Consider the following 18,665-nt stretch of genomic DNA (forward strand, 5'->3'; position numbering starts at 1 on the left):
GATGGAACCGGGAGACGACAGGCGCGGTCGCGCCGTCATGAGGGCCGGGTACGACCCATGTGCTTCATGCGCGCCGCTTAGTCAGCCCGGCACCAGTCCGGCATCAGCCCAGCAGCGCGGCCAGGCGCGGCATTGTCGCCAGCGCATTCGCATGCGTGGCCGCGCGCACGGCATCCGGATCGAGCGCGCGCATCTCGGCCAGCGCGGCACCGATCGCGGGCAATTGCTCCGGACTGTTGCGGCCCGGGTGGACCCACGCGGGCGAGATGTCCGGCGCGTCCGTCTCCAGCACGATGGATTCCAGCGGCAGGTCCACCGCCAGCCGCCGGATCTGCAGGGCGCGCGTAAAGGTCATGGCGCCGCCGAAGCCGAGGTGGAAGCCCGCGTCGATGAAGGCCTTCGCCTGCTGGAAGCTGCCGTTGAACGCGTGCGCGATGCCGCCCGCGGGCCGGATCTGGCGCACGTGCTTCAGCACCTGGTCCTGCGAGCGACGCACGTGCGTCAGGACGGGCAGATCGAAATCGCGCGCGATGCGCAGCTGCTCGCGCAGGAAGCGCTCCTGCTTCTCGCGCATCGCCGGCTCGCACAGCATCGGAATGAAGAAGTCGAGGCCAATCTCGCCGATGGCGACGAAACGCGGATCCGACAACGACGCCTCGACCTGGCGCCGCAGTTCGGCGAGGTCGTCGTCCGTGGCCTGCGGTACGTAGATCGGATGGATGCCCAGCGCGTAGCTGGCGTTGGGCAGGCCGCCGGCGAGCTTGCGCACGACGTCGAAGTTATCCCGTGCGACAGCCGGTATCACGATCATGCCGACCCCGAGTTCCTCCGCGCGCCGGGCGATGTCCGTCGACTCGGCGCCGAATTCGTGCGCATCGAGGTGGCAGTGGGTGTCGATCCACATGGAAGATCAGGCCGGCTGCAGGCCGTGCTCCGTCATGCGCAGCACGCGGTCGCAGCGGCGCGCCAGTTCCGGGTCGTGCGTGACGATGACGAAGGCGGTGCCGAGCGTCTTCGCCAGTTCGAGCATCAGGTCAAAGATGCCCTGCGCCGTCGAGTGGTCGAGGTTACCGGTCGGTTCATCGGCGAGCACGCAGGCCGGTTCCGTGACGAGGGCGCGGGCCAGGGCCACGCGCTGGCGCTCGCCGCCGGACAGTTCGCCCGGCCGGTGGATGGCGCGCTTCGTCAGGCCCACGCGTGCCAGGATCGCCTCGGCGCGCGCGACGGCATCCGCGCGCTTCACACGGCGGATCAGCAGGGGCATCGCGACGTTGTCCAGCGCCGTGAACTCGGGCAGCAGGTGGTGAAACTGGTAGACGAAGCCGAGCGAGCGGTTGCGCAGCTCGCCGCGGCGCGTCTCCGACAGCGTCGCGAAGTCCTCGCCCTGCAGGGTGACGCTGCCCGTGCTGGGGGTGTCCAGCCCGCCCAGGATATGCAGCAGGGTCGACTTGCCGGAACCGGACGCGCCCACGATGGCCACGCGCTCGCCGCGGGCGATGGAGAAATCGATATGGTCCAGCACCTGGACCGAGTAATCGCCCTGGCGGAAGGTCTTGGCGACGTTGCGGCAGGCCAGTACGGATGTATTCACATTCATGTCATTCATAGCGGAGTGCCTCCGCCGGTTTCACGCGCGACGCGGACCAGCTGGGGTAGATGGTCGCGACGAAGGCCAGCAGCACCGAGACGCCGCCGATTTTGAAGACGTCCGGCCAGCGCAGGTCGGACGGGATTTCGCTGATCAGATAAATGTCCTTGGACAGGAACTGCACGCCCAGCAGGCGTTCGATGAACGGCACGATGACGTCGATGTTCAGCGCCACCAGCACGCCGAGGCCCACGCCGGCGGCCGTGCCCATGATGCCGACGAGGGCGCCCTGGATCATGAAGATCTTCGTGATCGAGCGCGGCGATGCGCCGAGGGTACGGAGGATGGCGATGTCGGGCTGCTTGTCGGTCACCGTCATGACGAGCGTCGAGACGAGGTTGAACGCGGCCACGGCGATGATCAAGGTGAGGATGATGAACATCATGCGCTTTTCCGTCTGCACGGCGGCGAACCAGTTGGCGTTCAGCTGCGACCAGTCGCGCATCATCAGTTCGCCGGACATGCTGCGCTTGAGTTCCTGCGCCACGAACGGGGCCTGGTGCATGTCGGCGATGCGCAGGCGCAGGCCGTTCGGCGCGTCGATGCGCACCATGCGCTGCGCATCCTCGATGTTGATGAAGGCGAGCGCCGAATCGAATTCGTAGTGGCCGGCCTCGAAGATGCCGCTGACGGTGAACACGCGCGAGCGCGGCACCATGCCGGCCGGCGTCGTCTGGCCCTGCGCCAGCAGCATGTTGACCTTGTCGCCGATGCCCACGCCGAGCGAGCGTGCCAGCGCGTAGCCGATGACGATGTTGTACTCGCCGGACTTGAGGCTGTCGATGCTGCCCTGGCGGATCTGCTTCGCCACGTCCGATACCTTGTGCTCTTCCGACGGCAGGATGCCGCGGATGATGGCCGGCTTCATCGTGTCCTCGCGCACCAGCAGGCCCTGCGTCTCGACGAACGGCGCGGCGCCGCGCACGGCCGGGTTGCGGAAAGCTTCCTGCTCGGCCTGGCGCCAGTTCGGCATGGAGCCGCTCGCGTCGAACACTTCGATGTGGGCCAGCACGGACAGCATGCGGTCCGTGACCTCCTTCTGGAACCCGTTCATCACCGACAGCACGACGATCAGGGCGGCCACGCCAAGGGCGATGCCGGACACGGAAATCAGCGAGATGAAGGAAATGAAGCTGTTGCGGCTGCTGCGCTTGCCGGCGCGCGTATAGCGCAAACCGACCAGCCATTCGTACGGCAGTTTGTGGATGAGGCTCATGGGCTCCGGGGTAAGTTCCTGGGTAAACGCTAGGGTTCCGCAGTTTGCCACACAACGCTCATCCGTGTGGGGCGTTGTCACAATTGGAAGTACTTTTTCTATCTTGCACACACCATAAAATGGCCGGAACTCCGGGCACTGCAAGACTATCGAACGCAGACAGGAGGCTCACCATGGCATTTTCCGTCTTCGATTCGAAGGGCACGCCGCTCGACCGGCAGCACACCACGTGGCGCGACATGGTGCGCAATCCGATCAGCAAGCTGGACGACGATGCCTTTACCCGCATGCGCATCATCCTCATGAACGGCATCGAGCTGGAGTCCGTGCGCTTCTCGCACATGGCCGCGCGCTGCAACATGGCGCTGCGCCAGCCGCTGGCCGACGTGAGGCGGGTCGAACAGCACCAGGCCACGATGGTCAACTGGCTGCTGTCGCCCGATCACTCCCCGCTCGAGACGACCATCGCCTACGAACAGCTGGCCATCGAGCTGACCGCGAGCGTGGCCCGGGCCGAGCCGGATGACTACCTGTCCGCCGTGTACCGGTTCGGCCTGCTGGAAGACTTCGACCACCTGTACCGCTACGCGGCGCTGCTCGACCGCGTGGAGGGCAAGGATGCGAACAATATCCTGCAGAGCTATACGGACATCCTCCCCGGCCGCCCCACGCCCGAGCACCACCGCGCCCCGCGCGACGACCTGCGCATTCCGTACGACCGCAGCATGGCGACGATGCTCAGCAAGCTGCACGCGCTGACGATCACGGCGGCCGAGGCGCAGACCCACGACTATTATATGAACGTGGGCCCGACGTTCGCCGACCCGGTGGCGCGCCAGCTGTATGCGGAAATCGCCTCGGTCGAGGAACAGCACGTGACCCAGTACGAATCGCTGCTGGACCCGACGGAAACGTGGGTCGAGCAGTGGATGCTGCACGAGGCGAACGAGTGCTACACCTATTACAGCTGCGTCGAGACGGAGACGAACCACCACGTCAAGGCCATCTGGGAACGGTGTCTCGACTACGAGCTGGGCCATTTCCACATGGCCGCCGACGCCTTCCGGCGCTACGAGCGGCGCGATCCGGCCGAGATCGTCGGGGAGTTCGCCGGTCCGATCCCGTTCCGCAGCCAGCGCGACTACGTGCGCCAGGTGCTTGCCAGCGAAGTCGACCTGCGCGCGCTGGGCACGCAATTCGTGCCGAAGGCGCACGAAGACCAGGCCAGCATCGATTACCGGCGGCAGATGAACGGCGACGGCTCGCCCAGCGAGGCGGTGGCCGCCGGCTATGTCTGGACGCCGGGGACGGAGCTGGTCAGTCACGGCACCGCCGGCACGACGGCCCTCATGACAACCATGCCCGCCAACCAGGGCGGCGTCGTCCAGCCCTGAACCGGAAGGAGTCACCATGGCACAGCAGACCGAACACCTGGGCATGAACCGGACGGGCGTGCAGATGTCGCCCATCGATACCGCGGCCATGCAGGACAGCGACAACGCGCCGATCCGCGGCGCCCCCGGCGACGAGCGGGCCCTGCTGGACGCGCGCGAGGCTTATATCATCAATGCCGGCGCCATCGGCTCGATCCCCATGCCGGGCACGGTGGCGGGCGCCGTCAGCATGGGCATGCACATGCTCAAGGGCGACCGGCCGCAGATCCTGCTCGACAAGCTGGGCGAGCGGCTGGCGTTCGAACGCACGGGCACCCGTCTTTACGACGCGCTGCTGGCGAAATGCGACGTCATGCAGGGCGGCCCGGCCGGCATGACGCGCGACCACGTCGCCGATATCCGCCGCGACGAAGCGCGCCACTTCCTGCTGCTGAAGGACGCCATCGAATCGCTGGGCGGCGACCCGACGGCGCAGACGCCCAGCGCGGACGTCGCCGGCGTCGAATCGCTGGGCGTCGTGCAGGTGTTGAACGATCCGCGCACGAGCCTGGCCCAGTCGCTGCACGCGCTGCTGACGGCCGAACTGGCCGACCGCGCCGGCTGGGAGACGCTGATCATGCTGGCGGGCGAGGCCGGCCAGGACGATCTCGTGGCCGGCTTCACGCTGGCGCTGGAGGACGAGCACCGGCACCTGGTGCTCGTGCAGGGCTGGTATCACGAAGCGATCGGGCTGACGCCCATTCCCGGCATGCTGCCGCCGGGCGGGTCGGCCGGGATGCCGCCCGATTCGACGACGGCGCCCACGACCTCGCCGGATGTGACGACGCCGGGACCGGGGGCGGACATCTGAGTGCATTTCGCCTAAAATAGAGGGATGGCCCATATTTCGCTCGTCCTGCCGTTCGCCCTCCCCGCTCCCGAATTCGCGCCCGACCTGACCCGCGCCCTGCAGACGCCGGCACTGGCCGCGCTGTTGTCGAAAATATCAGATGCGCGCTACCGCCCGCTGGATACCGACGCGCGCGTCCTCCCGCATGAGCTGTGGATCGCGCGGGCGCTGGGCGTCGCGCACGGGCTCGTGCCTGGTGTCGCGACGAGCGCGATGCGCGGCGTCGGCCTCGATCCGGACGACGGCATGTGGTTCGTCGTGAACCCGACGCATATCCAGATCGCGCGCACGCACCTGCAGATGGGCGACACGCGCCAGCTCGACCTGCGCGAGGAGGAAGCGCGCGCCCTGTTCGACAGCGCGCGCCCGTGCTTCGAGGACGCCGGCTACGCGCTCGCCTGGGGCACGCACGACACCTGGTTCATGCGCGCCGACGACTGGACCGAGATCACGACGGCGAGTCCGGACGCGGCCGTCAACATGAACCTGACGGACTGGATGCCGTCCGGCCCGCAGGCCAGAGCCTTCCGCAAGCTGCAGAACGACGTGCAGGTGACGTGGTTCACGGACCCGGCCAACGCGGCGCGCGAGGCGCGCGGCCAGTTGCCGATCAACTCGTTCTGGCCGTGGGGGAATGCCAGCATGGCCACCGAACACGCCCAGCAACTGGTGGCGAAGGTCTCCGGCAAGCCGCTCGTGCGCCCGCGCGTGGCCGCGTTCGAGACCCCCGGCTGGCTGACGGCACTGGCGGACCGCCGCCTGGACAGCCTGGCCGGAATGGACACGCTGCTCGACGGTGACGACAACTGGCTGCTCGCCTGCGGCAACGTGGCGGCACCCGGCATCGCGGCCGACTGGCACGGCTGGCTGCAGCAGATGCAGCGCCTGGAAACCGAGCTGTTTGCGCCCTTGCTGGCAGCACTGAAAAATGGACGCGTTAAAGAAATACGCCTCGTGCTGAGCCACCGCGACGGCCACCTCGAAACGACGACGACCCCGCTGGCGCAACGTAAATTCTGGCGCCGCCCGACCCTGGAACGACTGCTTTGAAGACCCGCATCACCATCCGCCCCTGCCCCGTGCGCCAATCCGAAATGCTGCGCCAGGGCGGGATCCACCCCGTCCTCGCGCGCGTGTACGCTGCCCGAGGGCTGTCCGATCCGCGCGAGCTCGCGGTCGAACTGCAGGCCCTGGTACCGCCCGGCGCGCTGCGCCAGATCGATGCGGCCGCCGTGTATCTCGCCGACGCCATCGCGGCCGGCAAGAAGATGACCATCGTGGCCGACTACGACTGCGACGGCGCCACCGCCTGCGCGACCGCCATCCGCGGCCTCACGGCGATGGGCGCGCGCGTCGACTACATCGTGCCGAACCGCTTCGAATACGGCTATGGCCTCACGCCGGAGATCGTCGAACTGACGGCGCGCGAAAAATCCCCGGATATCATCATCACGGTCGACAACGGCATCGCCAGCATCGACGGCGTGGCGGCGGCGAAGGCGCGCGGCATCGACGTCGTCGTCACCGACCACCACCTGCCGGGCGACGCGCTGCCGGACGCGCGCGTGATCGTCAACCCGAACCAGCCGGAATGCGGCTTCCCCAGCAAGCACCTGGCCGGCGTGGGCGTCGTGTTCTACGTGCTGCTGGCGCTGCGCGCGGAATTGCGCCGGCGCGGCGTGTTCGACGCGCAGACGCAGCCCAAGCTCGACAACCTGCTCGACCTCGTTGCACTGGGCACCGTCGCGGACGTCGTGAAACTGGACACGAACAACCGCATCCTCGTCGCGCAAGGCCTCAAACGCATGCGTGCGGGCCGCATGCACGCGGGTGTCGCCGCGCTGTTCCGCGTGGCGGGCCGCGAGGCGCGCTGCGCGTCGCCGTTCGACCTCGGCTTCGCCCTCGGCCCGCGCCTGAACGCCGCCGGCCGCCTGGAAGACATGTCGCTCGGGATCGAATGCCTGATCACGGACGACGAGGGCCGCGCCTGGGCCATCGCGCAGGAGCTCAACGACATCAACCTGAAGCGCCGCGAGATCGAGGCCGACATGCAGGGCACGGCCCTGCTGCACCTGGACGATTTCAATCCGGCGGACGCCAGCACCATCGCCGTGTTCGACGACGGCTGGCACCAGGGCGTGATCGGCATCGTCGCCTCGCGCCTGAAAGAGAAGTTTTACCGTCCGACGATCACCTTCGCGCCCGCGGGCGACGGCTGGATCAAGGGATCCGGCCGCTCGATCCCGGGATTCCACCTGCGCGACGCACTGGACCTCGTATCGAAGAAGGTCCCGGGCCTGATCGACAAGTTCGGCGGCCACTCGATGGCGGCCGGCCTGTCGATCCGCGGCGACCACTTCGACACGTTCGCCCAGGCCTTCGAAGCCGTCGGCCGCGCGTGGCTGACGGAAGCGCAGCTGGAGCGCATCGTCGAGACGGACGGGCCGCTGGAAGACGATTTCTACAGCACGCAATTCATCGAACTGCTGGACGGCCAGGTCTGGGGCCAGGGCTTCGCACCGCCCGTGTTCTGCGACGAATTCCGCGTCGTCAGCCAGCGCATCCTGAAGGACAAGCACCTCAAGCTGCTGCTGGAGCGGAACGGGCGGCGCTACGATGCCATCTGGTTCGGGCACACCGATGCCCTGGGCGACAGAGCGCGGGTGGCGTTCCGGCTCGATGCCAACGAGTACAACGGCGTGACCAAGGTGCAGTTGCTGGTGGAGCACGCGGAGCCGGTATAGCCGTCGTTCCCGCGGAAGCGGGAACCCATACTGAGTTACAGACTTCGGAAGCTCAGCATGGATTCCCGCCTGCGCGGGAATGACGGTTTTAAAGCTAACGACTTAGCGCGTAAAAATCGGCGCCTGCGTCACCGCCCCCATGCCCTCGCCCAGGTAAAAGCTCGGGTGCGGCGGCTGGTTGTAGCCCGCATTCTGCCCCGCCACCTGCGCCCGATACTGCGGGTCATGCATCAACGTCGGGATACGGGCCGTCGTCGGCGCCGTCGTCGTGAACACGAGCAGTGCAGAGTTGTCGGCCGTGCGCCACACGACTTCCTCGCGCCAGTCGCCGAGGATGTCCGCCGACAGGACCGGCGTCGCCTTGGTGCCGTTGTTCGAGGCCGCCCCGTACGGCGCACCGTCGAGCAGGCGCACCACGGTGGACGTCGCCGGCTGCCACTTGTTGATGACGGTGCCGTCGAGCAGTTCGCGCCCCAGGTCGCCATCCCACCAGCTGGCGAAATTCATGTTCCCCGGACGCGCCGTGGAGATCTGGTGGCCGTTGGCCGCCATCAGGCCGCCGCGCGACGCCCAGCATTCCTCGCCCAGGTAGTTCGGATCGATGTCCGCGCACACGCCGCGCCCCACGTCGGCGCCGCTGCCGCTGACGCCCCACAGGATCTGCCCTGTCGCCGCGTCGTGCATCTCGGAGCCGGTGGCACCGTAGCAGGACGGGGTCTCGTGCACCATGTACGCCTGCAGGCCGGCGCGGGTCGGGTCGAGTTTGCCGACGTGCAGCGCGTCGCCGTGGCACAGCCCGGTGCTGTACAACATGTGGCCATCGCTGCCGATCGCGGCCGCGCCGTAGACGATGTCGTCGCGGCCGTCGCCGTCGACATCGGCCACCGAGAACCAGTGCGAGCCCTGGCCGCGCACGGCGCTGCCCTCCTTGTCCGTGTCGAACACCCAGCGGCTCGACAGCACGCCGTCGCGGTAGTCCCAGGCCGCGACCACGGCGCGGGTGTAGTAGCCGCGCGAGAAGATCGCGCTGGGCCGGCGGCCGTCCAGGTAGGCGACCCCGCCCAGGAAGCGGTCGACGCGGTTGCCGTAGTTGTCGCCCCAGGCCGCCACCGAGCCGCGCGCAGGCAGGTAGTCCGTGGTCGCCAGCGCCCTGCCGGTGCGGCCGTCGAACACGGTCAGGTACTCGGGGCCCGACAGGATGTAGCCGTTGGCATTGCGGTAGTCCGCACTGGCGTCGCCGATCACCTTGCCCTGGCCGTCGACCGTGCCGTCGGCCGTCTTCAGCATCACCTCGGCCTTGCCGTTGCCGTCGAAGTCGTACGCGACGACCGTCGTGTAGTGGGCGCCGGCGCGGATGTTGCGGCCCAGGTCGATGCGCCACAGCAGCGTGCCGTCGAGTTTATAGGCGTCGACATAGGTGTTGCCCGTATAGCCCGACTGCGAATTGTCCTTGGCATTCGTCGGCTGCCATTTGACGATCAGCTCGTACTGGCCGTCCCCGTCGAGGTCGGCAGGCGTGCCGTCGTTCAGGTCGTACGTGTAGGCCTCGCCCTTCGGCGTGACGCCGCCGGCCGGCCGCTGCACGGGAATGCGCAGGACGGGCTGGCTCCAGGTCGCGCCGGCTGCCTCGTCCTTCTTTTCGTGCCCGTCGACGATCGCCCGTACGGTATAGCGGGCTGCCGGCGTCCCGGAGGCGTCCGTGAAATTGCTCGCCACGAGCGGTGCGTCGTTCAGGCGGACGCCGTCGCGGTAGAGGTTGAAGCGGGTGGCGGGCTCGTCGACGCCCAGCACGCGCCAGCTGACGAAGACGCCGCTGCCGGTGGCGACGGCGACGACGCCGCGGTCGAGTTTTTCAACCTGCTTGCCCTGGGCGGCAAACGCGGATTGCGTGAGGGCGAGCGCCAGCAGCCCTAGCGGTGCAACGTTTCGGATTAGTGTCATGTCTCCAGCCTACTCGTCGTTGTTGTCGGGCGTTCGAGTATCTGGATTGGCCTGGGGAGTGTCAATTCGGTCCAGGCAAGCAGTCACAATGTTGAGCGGGCCGCTTATTCTTTCTTGCCGCAGTTGCAAGGCGGCGCCTCGCCCCGGTCGAACACGATCTTCCACCGCCCCGGCGCTTCGAGCCGCCAGATCGAGTTGTAGCGGCCGACCACCTTGCCGCTCGGGTCGTAGACGGGTCCACCGCTGTACGCCAGGGTACCGGAATCCACGACTTCCACCTGTTCCGGCTCCCACGAGAACGGTGCGCGCTCGCCGTCGTAATACTTGCGCCACGCATTGGCGACGGCCTCGCGCCCGCGCAGCGGGGTCGGGCCGGAAAAGAAGATGGCCTCGTCGGCCAGGAAGGACGTGAACGCGGCGTGGTCGCGCGCCTTCATCGTCGCGGCGAAGGCGCGTTCGGTATCCGCCACCTGTTTCTTCAGCTCGTCGGGCGACGGCCGCGCCGCGCTCGCCATAGCCAGCATCAGCATGCTGATGCACATGACCCCAATCGACAGCAGACGCATCGCGCCCCCCTTTATCGTCGTTTGCAAGGATGATGATTTGACAAGCCTTGCATTCTGGCACGGCAATACGGTTTGCACAAGACGCTTGCGCGATGTCCGGAAGCGGAGTATATATAGTCCATAACCGGAGAATTCCTCATGAGCTTCGCTTACGCCTACCCCAAGAGCCGGTTCGAGCCGGCGGTACTCGTGGACCTGTCTGCCCGCTCCGAGCGCGAACGGCTGTCGGAATCGGCCCTGAAAGGTTTTTTTCGCCTCGCCGGCGCCTGGCAGATCCGCGACGAGGACGCGCGCGAACTGCTCGGCGGCCTGTCGTCGTCCTCGTTCTACGAATGGAAGAAGCACCCCGCGCGGGTGCTCGAAGTCGACCGCATCACCCGTATCTCCTACCTGCTCGGCATCTATAAAGCCCTGCACCTCCTGTACGGCGACAAGCTTGCCGACGAATGGATCCACCTCCCGAATACCAATCCCATCTTCAACGGCCGCACGCCGCTGGCCTACATGCTGGGCGGCGGCCTGCTGGCCATGCAGACCGTGCGCCGCCTGCTCGACGCCCGCCGCGGAGGACTGTGAGTGAAACTAATCCCCCGCCTGACCGCGCTGCGGCAGTTCGACACGTGCCGTCTGATCCCGTCGCGCTTCGCCGACCTCGAAGACTCCGTGCTGGCCCCATTGGCCGATGACGATGGGATGCTGCGCGACCTGTTCGACCTCGACAACGCCACCAACGACCGCCTGCGCGGCGAATCGGGCCTGATGCCCGGCATCGGCGTCGACGAGCTCGTGTTCGGCGTGCCGAACTTCCGTATCATCAACGCCGCCTACACGTATGCCCGCCCGGAAGGCAGCCGCTTCAACGACGGCGAACGGGGCGCGTGGTATTGCGCGTTCGAGGTCGAGACGGCGCTGGCCGAGGTGGCGTTCCACAAGGCCGTCGAATACCAGGAAATCGGCCGCTTCGACGACAGCGTGAACTACCAGGCCCTGTTGGCCGACTTCAGCGCCAGCTTCCACGACCTGCGCGGCGCCGACGCGTGGGACGACTGCCTTGCCGCCGACAGCTATGTCGCATCGCAGGCGCTGGCGGCGGAGCTGCTGGAGGCAGGGTCGATGGGCGTCATCTACCCGAGCGTGCGCCGGCCCGAGGGCACGAATCTCGCATGCTTTCGCCCCGCACTGGTCGGCAATGTCCGCAAGGGCCATGCATATCGGTTAACATGGGCGGGTTCGCCGCTTCCCGCCATCGAACCCCTCTGAATCCTATACCACCATGAAAACCGATCCGCTCAAAGACACCGAACTGCACGACAAGATCAACAGCGAGACCGCCCGCGTGCACTGGTCCGAACTCGAACGCCATTTCGCCCACGGCGCCGTCGTGTACGTGAGCGAAGCGCTGGACCTCGTCGAAGTCGCGCTGCGCATCGCCCATGATGACAAGGAAGCCATCAACCGCTGGATGAACGAAGGCAAGGTTGCCAAGGTGTCCGACGTGCAGGCACGCACCTGGCAGGCGGCCGACACCCGGCTGTGGGCCTCGGTCGTGAGCCCGTTCGTGCTCGTGCAGCCCGAGAAACACGCTGTACACTAACCAAAGTGTTGGTTTGGAAACACGTTCCCGTACGGCAACTAGTTTTTAGGAAATGTGAACCCTCCGAATCCGCTATACTGGCGTGAAGTGAGGAAGTTTATGCAAAGCAACTTACAAGAAGACGATCCAATCCTGACCACGAGCGAAGTCGCGCGCCTGCTCGGCGTGGCGACGAGCACCGTGCAGATCTGGATGGAAAGCGGCGCGATCGAATCGTGGAAGACGCCGGGCGGACACCGCCGTACGCGCCTGAGTCTCGTGCAGGGCCTGATGCATGGCGATGACCAGGCCCGGTCGACCCCGAATCCGAGCACGGACAAGGAATACCAGCCGGCGCCGCAGCCCGGCTACCCCATCGGCGCGAACGAGCGTTCGCGCCTGGCCGCGCTGGCCGCCACGGGCCTCGTCGACACCGACGAGGAAGCCCGCTTCGACCGCCTCGTGCGTCTCGCCTCGATGGTGACCGGCTCGCCGATCGCCCTCATTTCCCTGCTGACGTCGACGCGCCAGTGGTTCAAGGCCAGGGTCGGCCTGGCTGCCCGCGAGACGCCCCGCGACTGGGCGTTCTGCTCGCACGCGATCCTGAAAAACGAGCTGTTCGTCGTCGAAGACGCAATGGAAGACGAGCGCTTCCGCACGAATCCCCTCGTGCTGCAGGAACCGCACATCCGCTTCTATGCCGGCGTGCCGCTGCGCGACAAGTCGGGCCAGCCGCTGGGCACCCTGTGCGTGATCGACCGCGAACCGCGCCGCCTGCGCGCGGCAGAAGTGCAGAGCCTCATCGACCTGGCCGAGATCGCTTCGGGCGAGATCCAGGCCACGGGCCGCAACAACCGCAACTGATCAATGCCGATCCGCCGCGTGCGCGCGGTGGGCCAGCGCGTGCGCGGCCGCGCGCATGAGAGCGTCCGCCCGCTCCGGGTCCGGCTCGTTCAAAGCCAGTTCCTGCAACGCTTCCGGATACTCAAGCTCGGCCGCCCGCTCCAGCCACGCACGTGCGGCGACCCTATCGGGCGGTCCGCCTTCGCCATCCGCCAGCATGTGCGCAAGCAGGAACATCGCATGCGGTTCGCCACCCTCCGCCCGATGTTGCAGGCGATGCCGCCGGTTGTCGACGTCCGCGTGCGCGAACGCGGGCAGCGCCAGCGCGGCCAGCAGCATGGCCGCAAATATCCGCTTCATTTCGACAGGTCGACCGCGTACAGTGCGAAGCCTTTGCCCTGGCCGTCGTCCGCACGCAGTTCCGTAACGCCCTGGAGTCCCGCCGCGCGGGCCAGTTCCAGCTTGCCGGGCGGCGCGTGGAACACGACCGGCCCCGCCGTCGTCACGGGCGTAAAGCGCCAGCTGCGCGCGGCGCCGTCGGCCGTCCGCGTGAGCCGCTTGTGCGTGCGGATCCAGGCGATGAGCACGTCGCGGTTGCTGTCCGGCGACGCGATCACCGTCTTGCTGCCGTCCAGACCGGGGAAGTTGCCGCCGCCGCTCGCGCGGTAGTTATTCGTCGCGACGAGGAACGCCTGGCCGCTCGCGATCGGCTTGCCCTGCCACGTGAGGTTGCGGATGCGCTGGCCGGGCGGGCGCGTCACGTCGATCTCGTAGCGGAGTCCAGGGTCCGTGACCGTATCGAAGTTATAGCTGGGGAAGCCGCTGTTGACGAGTTCCTGCGGTTCGGTGCGCGCCGGGTCGATCGTGTTGAAGCGGGTCGCCGCCTTTTCCAGCCATGCCGTCAGCGCGGCGCCGTCGACCTTCACGGCGTACAGCGCATTCGGATACAGGTACAGGTCGGCCGCGTTGTTCAGCGCGAGGCTGCCGGGCGCCACATCCGTGTAATCGCCCGGCCCCGCCGCGCCGGCCTTGAATGCAGCAGACACGGACAGTACGGGCAAACTTGCGTACTGCGGCAGACTGGCCTTCACGTAGGCGCGCACATAGTCGGCCTGGGCGGCGTTGACGGCCTGGATCGCGGACGGGTCGCCCACGTCGGCAAAATACGTCGACATGCGGAAGTCGGTGCTGCCGACGGGTGTCTGCACGTAGCGGATCGTCGCCTCGTGCTCGGCGCGCACGAGGTCCAGCACGGCCGGGTCGGCCGCGACATACGATTTATCGGCCTGCTGCGAGGCCCGCGTCTCGACGACCGTCTGGTCGCGCGCGATCGTCCAGCCTTTGCCGTCGTGGCGCAGGTCGAAGCGGATCACGCCCAGGTTCTTGCCCCACAGACTCGCCATTACGGTCGGCACGCCGAATACGGTGCCGCGGGCCTTGTCGACGTTCGGGAGGTTGAACTGCGCGACGGTGCTCGCAGGATTCGGGAACTGTTGATGCGCGTGGCCCAGCAGCAGCGCGTCGATGCCGGGTACCTGCGCCAGATAGTAATTCCCGTTTTCCATCGTGGGCGAATACGGGCTCGCGTCCAGGCCGCCGTGCGAGATCGCGACGATCACGTCCGCGCCCTTCCTGCGCATCTCCGGGAGGTAACGCTGCGCCGTCTCGACCACGCCTTCCGTATAGACGCGGCCCTCCAGCCAGCGCTTGTCCCAGGACAGGATCGTGGGCGTCGTAAAACCGATGATGCCGACCTTGACCGTCGCCTCGACGGGGTTCCCGGCCGCGTCCACGGCCCGCACGCGCTTCGAGAGGATGCGGTACGGGGCGAACAGGGGCTTGCGCGTCCTGACACTGTAGACGTTGGCCAGCACGATCGGAAAGCCGGGGCCGGCGCAGGGTTTCTTCGGACGCGGGACGCCCGGAACGTCGAACCGGTTGCCCGTCACCTGGCCGAGAAAGCCGAGGCCGTAGTTGAAATCGTGGTTGCCGACGCCGCCGCCGTCGTAGCCCAGCCGTTGCATCACCTTGTGGACGCCCAGCAGTTCGCCGCACTTCACGGGTTTCACGAGCGCCTGGTAGTCGCCCAGCGCCGTACCCTGGATCGTGTCGCCGTTATCGAGCAGCACGGTGTTCGGGAACTCGCGCCGCGCCTGGGCGATCAGGGTCGCCGTCCGGTCCAGGCCGAAGGACGGGTCGGCCGCGAGCTTGAAATAATCGTAACCGACGACGTTCGCATGGATGTCGGTCGTCTCCAGGATCGCGAGCGTGGCATGCGTGCCCGCCGGCACGGGCGCAGCGATGGCGCCGGAGACCATGGCCGCGAGCGGCATCAGGCGGAACAGATGGGAAAGGTGGCGCGTCATGGGCCAGCATCATAAAGCATGCGCGCACTAAGGTATAATCTCCGGTTCGATTCAACCAACTGAAAATTGCCACAGACCATGGAAGCTGAACGCATCAATGCCCTCTCCTCCCTGCTGAACGACCTGACCAGCCGTGAAGCCGAACTTCGGAGGTATCTTTGACTTCGACCGCAAAGCGGAGAAGTTAGAGCAGGTCAACCAGGAACTGGAAGACCCCGCCATCTGGAACGACCAGAAACGTGCCCAGGACATGGGCCGCGAGAAGAAGGCGCTGGAAGGCGTCGTCCTCACGCTGGAAAAGGCGCGCGCCGACCTGGCGGATGCGTCCGACCTGTTCGAGATGGCCCGCGAAGAAGGCGATGACGCCACGATCGAAGCGGTCGAAGGCGATGCCGAGGAAATCAAGAAGGTCATCGAGGCGATGGAATTCCGTCGCATGTTCAGCAACCCGATGGATCACGCCAGCTGCTTCATCGACATCCAGGCCGGCGCCGGCGGCACCGAGGCCCAGGACTGGGCGTCGATGCTGTTGCGCCAGTACCTGCGCTATTGCGAGCGCAAGGGCTTCAAGGCCGAGGTGATGGAACTGTCCGAGGGCGAGGTCGCCGGCATCAAGACGGCCACGATCAAGGTCGAGGGCGAATACGCCTACGGCCACCTGCGCACCGAAACGGGCGTGCATCGTCTCGTGCGCAAGTCGCCGTTCGACTCGGCCAACGGCCGCCACACGTCGTTCTCGTCGATCTTCGTGTACCCGGAAGTCGACGAATCGATCGAAATCGAAATCAACCCGGCCGACGTGCGCATCGACACGTACCGCGCATCCGGCGCCGGCGGCCAGCACATCAACAAGACCGACTCCGCAGTGCGCCTGACGCACGCGCCGACGGGCATCGTCGTGCAGTGCCAGAACGACCGCTCGCAGCACCGCAACAAGGCCGAAGCCTTCGACATGCTGCGCGCCAAGCTGTTCGAGCTGGAGCTGCGCAAGCGCATGGCCGAGCAGCAGAAGCTGGAAGATTCGAAGACCGACGTGGGCTGGGGCCACCAGATCCGTTCGTACGTCCTCGACCAGTCGCGCATCAAGGACTTGCGTACCGGCTTCGAGACCGGCAACACGAAGAACGTGCTGGACGGCGACCTCGACGACTTCATCTCCGCTTCGCTGAAGCAAGGGGTCTAAGCCGATGGCCTTCATCTTCGACATGGACGGCACCATCGTCGACAACATGGCGTTCCATACGGATTCCTGGCTGGCGTTCTTCGCCCGCCGCGGCAAGACGTACGATCCGGACGCGTTCTTCCGCGAGACGGCGGGCGCGCAGGGCCGCGAGATCCTGCGCGAGCGTCTCGGCCCGGACATTCCGGAAGACGAGATCGCCGTGCTGGCGCAGGAAAAGGACGTCCTGTACCGCGAGATGTACGGCCCGCACCGCAGCGCGATCCAGGGCTTCGAGGACTTCGTGACGGCCGCGCGCGCGCGCGGCGTGAATCTGGCGGTGGCGACGTCCGCCCCGCCCGCGAACATCGTCTTCACGCTCGACGACCTCGACCTGCGCCGCCACTTCGACGCCGTCGTCGGGGCGGCCGACGTTGCGCGCGGCAAGCCGCATCCGGACGTCTTCCTGAAAGCGGCCGAGAAGCTGGGCGTCGATCCGCGCGACTGCATCGTGTTCGAAGACGCGCCGATGGGCGTGGAAGCGGCCCGTCGCGCCGGCATGAAGGCCGTCGTCATCACGACCACGCTGCCCGCCGATGCCTTCCGCGAATTCGACAACGTGATCCGCGTCGTCGCGCACTACGAAGACCTCGACGTCGGCGAGCTGCTCGGCGCCCCCTGAATTCCAAACTACACCGATACTGACATGAGCACCGAAAACCAAGAACAACAACAGAACGAGCCGTCGACTCTCGCGGCCGAGGACAACAAGATCATCGCCGAGCGCCGCGCCAAGCTGGCCGCGATCCGCGAAAAAGGCATCGCGTTTCCGAACGACTTCGTCCCGCAGCACAAGGCGGCCGACCTCACCGAGCAGTTCGGCGGCTGGACCCGCGAACAGCTGGAAGCGGAACCGCAGCAGGTCGTGCTGGCCGGCCGCATGATGCTCAAGCGCGAAGCGGGCAAGAAGGCCGCGTTCGCGACCCTGCAGGATTCGTCGGGCCTGCGCGCCGACGGCCGCATCCAGATCTACGTCACCCTGGACAACACGGGCGAGGAAGCGATGGAAGCCCTGCGCCACTACGACCTGGGCGACATCCTGGGCGTCGTCGGCACGCTGTTCAAGACGAAGACCGACGAGCTGACCGTCAAAGTCACCACGCTGCGCCTGATCACCAAGTCGCTGCGTCCGCTGCCGGACAAGTTCCACGGCCTCGCCGACCAGGAAACGAAGTACCGCCAGCGCTACGTCGACCTGATCATGAACGAAGAGACGCGCCGCACGTTCAAGGCGCGCACGGCCGCGATCTCGTCGATCCGCCGCTTCATGCAGGACCACGGCTTCATGGAAGTCGAGACCCCGATGCTGCACGCGATTCCGGGCGGCGCCGCTGCAAAGCCGTTCATCACGCACCACAACGCGCTCGACATGCAGATGTTCCTGCGTATCGCGCCGGAGCTGTACCTGAAGCGCCTCGTCGTGGGCGGCTTCGACCGCGTGTTCGAAATCAACCGTAACTTCCGCAACGAGGGCGTATCGATCCGCCACAACCCGGAATTCACGATGATGGAGTTCTACGCCGCGTGGACCGACTACAAGTGGCTGATGGACTTCACGGAAGCCGTGATCCGCCAGGCCGCGATCGACGCCCACGGCACCGCCGAACTGACGTACGGCGGCCGCGCGCTGGACCTGAGCAAGCCGTTCCACCGCCTGACGATCGTCCAGGCGATCAACAAGTTTGCCCCGCGCTACACGGACGAACAGCTGCACGACATGGACTTCCTGAAGGCGGAACTGGCCAAGTTCGGCGTCAAGCCGCACGCCATCTCGGGCCTGGGCGCGCTGCAGCTGTCGCTGTTCGAAGAGACGGCGGAAGCGCAGCTGTGGGAACCGACCTTCATCATCGACTACCCGGTCGAAGTGTCGCCGCTGGCGCGCGCGTCGGACACGCGCGAAGGCATCACGGAACGCTTCGAGCTGTTCATGGTGGGCCGCGAGATCGCCAACGGCTTCTCCGAGCTGAACGATCCGGAAGACCAGTCGGCGCGCTTCCTGGCGCAGGTCGAGGCGAAGCAGGCGGGCGACGAGGAAGCAATGTACTACGACGCCGACTACATCCGCGCGCTGGAATACGGCATGCCCCGACCGGCGGCTGCGGTATCGGTATCGACCGTCTCATGATGATCATCACCGACTCGCCGAACATCCGCGACGTGCTGCTGTTCCCGCACCTGCGCAAGGAAGATTAAGCGTCACGCATCACAAAAAAGGCGCGGACGATTCGTCGTCCGCGCCTTTTTTCTTTTGTTTGCATTAGAACGT

Annotated in this window: 17 protein-coding genes and 1 pseudogene; 11 read left to right on the forward strand and 7 right to left on the reverse strand. The window is 66.6% G+C overall.

All coding sequences use genetic code 11. The features are described 5' to 3' along the window. Positions 1-103: 103 nt before the first annotated feature. From P0M04_RS27675 to P0M04_RS27685, 3 genes are read right to left on the reverse strand one after another with little or no spacing between them, the layout of a single operon-like run. On the reverse strand, positions 104-904 hold the full coding sequence (locus P0M04_RS27675) for a TatD family hydrolase (RefSeq protein WP_259451134.1): 801 nt from the start codon (positions 902-904) through the stop codon (positions 104-106). Positions 905-910: 6 nt separating this feature from the next. Further along, entirely contained in the window at positions 911-1,597 is a 687-nt protein-coding gene (gene lolD, locus P0M04_RS27680) for a lipoprotein-releasing ABC transporter ATP-binding protein LolD (protein WP_371877355.1), read from the reverse strand. Position 1,598: 1 nt separating this feature from the next. Next, positions 1,599-2,864, reverse strand: a complete 1,266-nt coding sequence (locus tag P0M04_RS27685; RefSeq protein ID WP_259451132.1) for a lipoprotein-releasing ABC transporter permease subunit — start codon at positions 2,862-2,864, stop codon at positions 1,599-1,601. 173 nt (positions 2,865-3,037) lie between these two features. On the opposite strand from P0M04_RS27685, the gene P0M04_RS27690 reads away from it, so the two are divergent. From P0M04_RS27690 to recJ, 4 genes are read left to right on the forward strand one after another with little or no spacing between them, the layout of a single operon-like run. Further along, entirely contained in the window at positions 3,038-4,258 is a 1,221-nt protein-coding gene (locus P0M04_RS27690) for a hypothetical protein (protein ID WP_259451131.1), read from the forward strand. Between the two features lie 16 nt (positions 4,259-4,274). Next, entirely contained in the window at positions 4,275-5,108 is an 834-nt protein-coding gene (locus P0M04_RS27695) for a ferritin-like domain-containing protein (protein ID WP_259451130.1), read from the forward strand. Positions 5,109-5,132: 24 nt separating this feature from the next. After that, positions 5,133-6,197, forward strand: coding sequence for a hypothetical protein (locus P0M04_RS27700; RefSeq protein ID WP_259451129.1), 1,065 nt, complete (start codon positions 5,133-5,135; stop codon positions 6,195-6,197). 44 nt (positions 6,198-6,241) lie between these two features. Further along, entirely contained in the window at positions 6,242-7,891 is a 1,650-nt protein-coding gene (gene recJ, locus P0M04_RS27705; protein ID WP_259451225.1) for a single-stranded-DNA-specific exonuclease RecJ, read from the forward strand. 102 nt (positions 7,892-7,993) lie between these two features. Here the strand turns inward: recJ and P0M04_RS27710 are convergent, their stop codons facing one another. Then, on the reverse strand, positions 7,994-9,832 hold the full coding sequence (locus P0M04_RS27710; protein WP_259451128.1) for a rhamnogalacturonan lyase: 1,839 nt from the start codon (positions 9,830-9,832) through the stop codon (positions 7,994-7,996). Positions 9,833-9,936: 104 nt separating this feature from the next. Then, positions 9,937-10,362, reverse strand: coding sequence for a YybH family protein (locus P0M04_RS27715; protein ID WP_259451127.1), 426 nt, complete (start codon positions 10,360-10,362; stop codon positions 9,937-9,939). Between the two features lie 174 nt (positions 10,363-10,536). Here P0M04_RS27715 and P0M04_RS27720 point away from each other — a divergent pair, with 174 nt between their 5' ends. The 4 genes from P0M04_RS27720 to P0M04_RS27735 all read left to right on the forward strand — a co-directional run bounded on the left by P0M04_RS27720 (position 10,537) and on the right by P0M04_RS27735 (position 12,835). Continuing rightward, the gene (locus tag P0M04_RS27720; RefSeq protein ID WP_259451126.1) at positions 10,537-10,974 is read left to right on the forward strand and encodes an antitoxin Xre/MbcA/ParS toxin-binding domain-containing protein; all 438 of its coding nucleotides are present in this window, start codon (positions 10,537-10,539) and stop codon (positions 10,972-10,974) included. Beyond that, positions 10,975-11,658 (forward strand): RES family NAD+ phosphorylase, encoded by a 684-nt coding sequence (locus tag P0M04_RS27725; RefSeq protein ID WP_259451125.1) that lies wholly within the window; start codon positions 10,975-10,977, stop codon positions 11,656-11,658. 13 nt (positions 11,659-11,671) lie between these two features. Then, positions 11,672-11,992, forward strand: a complete 321-nt coding sequence (locus P0M04_RS27730) for a DUF2288 domain-containing protein (RefSeq protein WP_259451124.1) — start codon at positions 11,672-11,674, stop codon at positions 11,990-11,992. A gap of 99 nt (positions 11,993-12,091) precedes the next feature. Continuing rightward, positions 12,092-12,835, forward strand: coding sequence for a GAF domain-containing protein (locus P0M04_RS27735; protein WP_259451123.1), 744 nt, complete (start codon positions 12,092-12,094; stop codon positions 12,833-12,835). Here the strand turns inward: P0M04_RS27735 and P0M04_RS27740 are convergent, their stop codons facing one another. Then, complete coding sequence (locus tag P0M04_RS27740) at positions 12,836-13,174, reverse strand: SEL1-like repeat protein (RefSeq protein WP_259451122.1); 339 nt, start codon at positions 13,172-13,174, stop codon at positions 12,836-12,838. Beyond that, positions 13,171-15,147: a bifunctional 2',3'-cyclic-nucleotide 2'-phosphodiesterase/3'-nucleotidase gene (locus P0M04_RS27745; RefSeq protein ID WP_259451224.1), complete on the reverse strand. Its 1,977-nt coding sequence runs from the start codon at positions 15,145-15,147 to the stop codon at positions 13,171-13,173. The genes P0M04_RS27740 and P0M04_RS27745 overlap by 4 nt, the downstream gene beginning before the upstream one ends. A gap of 111 nt (positions 15,148-15,258) precedes the next feature. Here P0M04_RS27745 and prfB point away from each other — a divergent pair. The 3 genes and pseudogenes from prfB to lysS all read left to right on the forward strand — a co-directional run bounded on the left by prfB (position 15,259) and on the right by lysS (position 18,592). Then, positions 15,259-16,363, forward strand: a protein-coding gene (gene prfB, locus P0M04_RS27750; RefSeq protein ID WP_259451121.1) for a peptide chain release factor 2 whose coding sequence is annotated in 2 segments (ribosomal slippage) — positions 15,259-15,339 and positions 15,341-16,363 — 1,104 coding nt in all. Because the reading frame shifts where the segments join, the coding sequence is not laid out codon by codon here. Between the two features lie 4 nt (positions 16,364-16,367). Continuing rightward, entirely contained in the window at positions 16,368-17,021 is a 654-nt protein-coding gene (locus tag P0M04_RS27755) for an HAD family hydrolase (protein WP_259451120.1), read from the forward strand. 24 nt (positions 17,022-17,045) lie between these two features. After that, positions 17,046-18,592 (forward strand): annotated as a pseudogene (gene lysS, locus P0M04_RS27760) (lysine--tRNA ligase). Positions 18,593-18,665: the final 73 nt, after the last annotated feature.

Origin of the sequence: Telluria mixta (assembly GCF_029223865.1) — a bacterium.
Lineage (GTDB): Bacteria > Pseudomonadota > Gammaproteobacteria > Burkholderiales > Burkholderiaceae_D > Telluria > Telluria mixta.

Coding starts and splice junctions, on each gene's coding strand:
- P0M04_RS27755 (WP_259451120.1), top strand. CDS start 16,368: ATGGCCTTCATCTTCGACATGGACGGCACCATCGTCGACAACATGGCG.
- P0M04_RS27735 (WP_259451123.1), top strand. CDS start 12,092: ATGCAAAGCAACTTACAAGAAGACGATCCAATCCTGACCACGAGCGAA.
- P0M04_RS27690 (WP_259451131.1), top strand. CDS start 3,038: ATGGCATTTTCCGTCTTCGATTCGAAGGGCACGCCGCTCGACCGGCAG.
- lolD (WP_371877355.1), bottom strand. CDS start 1,597: ATGAATGTGAATACATCCGTACTGGCCTGCCGCAACGTCGCCAAGACC.
- P0M04_RS27745 (WP_259451224.1), bottom strand. CDS start 15,147: ATGCCGCTCGCGGCCATGGTCTCCGGCGCCATCGCTGCGCCCGTGCCG.
- P0M04_RS27710 (WP_259451128.1), bottom strand. CDS start 9,832: ATGACACTAATCCGAAACGTTGCACCGCTAGGGCTGCTGGCGCTCGCC.
- P0M04_RS27695 (WP_259451130.1), top strand. CDS start 4,275: ATGGCACAGCAGACCGAACACCTGGGCATGAACCGGACGGGCGTGCAG.
- P0M04_RS27715 (WP_259451127.1), bottom strand. CDS start 10,362: ATGCTGATGCTGGCTATGGCGAGCGCGGCGCGGCCGTCGCCCGACGAG.
- P0M04_RS27730 (WP_259451124.1), top strand. CDS start 11,672: ATGAAAACCGATCCGCTCAAAGACACCGAACTGCACGACAAGATCAAC.
- P0M04_RS27740 (WP_259451122.1), bottom strand. CDS start 13,174: ATGAAGCGGATATTTGCGGCCATGCTGCTGGCCGCGCTGGCGCTGCCC.
- P0M04_RS27700 (WP_259451129.1), top strand. CDS start 5,133: ATGGCCCATATTTCGCTCGTCCTGCCGTTCGCCCTCCCCGCTCCCGAA.
- recJ (WP_259451225.1), top strand. CDS start 6,242: ATGCTGCGCCAGGGCGGGATCCACCCCGTCCTCGCGCGCGTGTACGCT.
- P0M04_RS27720 (WP_259451126.1), top strand. CDS start 10,537: ATGAGCTTCGCTTACGCCTACCCCAAGAGCCGGTTCGAGCCGGCGGTA.
- P0M04_RS27675 (WP_259451134.1), bottom strand. CDS start 904: ATGTGGATCGACACCCACTGCCACCTCGATGCGCACGAATTCGGCGCC.
- P0M04_RS27685 (WP_259451132.1), bottom strand. CDS start 2,864: ATGAGCCTCATCCACAAACTGCCGTACGAATGGCTGGTCGGTTTGCGC.